The 512-nt window shown below is 70.1% G+C and carries 1 protein-coding gene; it reads left to right on the plus strand.

What is annotated here, in order from left to right; translation table 11 throughout:
• A partial coding sequence (locus Aple_RS51715; RefSeq protein ID WP_155352167.1) for an alcohol dehydrogenase catalytic domain-containing protein occupies positions 1-512 on the plus strand: 512 nt, incomplete at both ends.

A 512-nucleotide genomic window follows, 5' to 3' on the forward strand; every position in this document is an offset into this window, starting at 1 on the left:
GCTACTGGAGTTCCCGCAGGCGGCCGAGCCGCTGGAGGCCGGTCAGGTCAGGTTGGCGGTGCACGCGGCCGGGGTGAACTTCCGTGACCTGCTGGACGGGCTGAACGCGCTGGGCTGGTGGCAGGACAAGGTCGGCCTGATGGGCGGCGAGGCCGCCGGAGTGGTCCTGGAGGTCGGCCCCGGAGTCGACGACCTGCGCCAGGGAGACCGGGTGGTCGGCCTGGTCGAAGGCGGCTTCGGGCCGGTGACGGTGGCCCGTGCCCAATTCTTGGCCAAGATCCCCGATGGGACTTCTTTCGAGCAGGCGGCGACCATTCCGGCGGCGTTTCTGACGGCCTATTACGGGCTGATGGACCTGGCTGGGCTCCGCGCGGGTGAGTCGTTGCTGGTGCACGTGGGTGCCGGTGATGTGGGTATGGCGGCGATTCAGCTGGCTCAGCGGCTGGGGGTGGAGGTGTTCGCCACGGCGAGCCCGGCCAAGTGGGAGGTGCTGCGTTCGCTGGGCATCCCGG

It is taken from the genome of Acrocarpospora pleiomorpha, assembly GCF_009687885.1.
In the GTDB taxonomy this organism is placed as follows: Bacteria; Actinomycetota; Actinomycetes; order Streptosporangiales; family Streptosporangiaceae; genus Acrocarpospora; species Acrocarpospora pleiomorpha.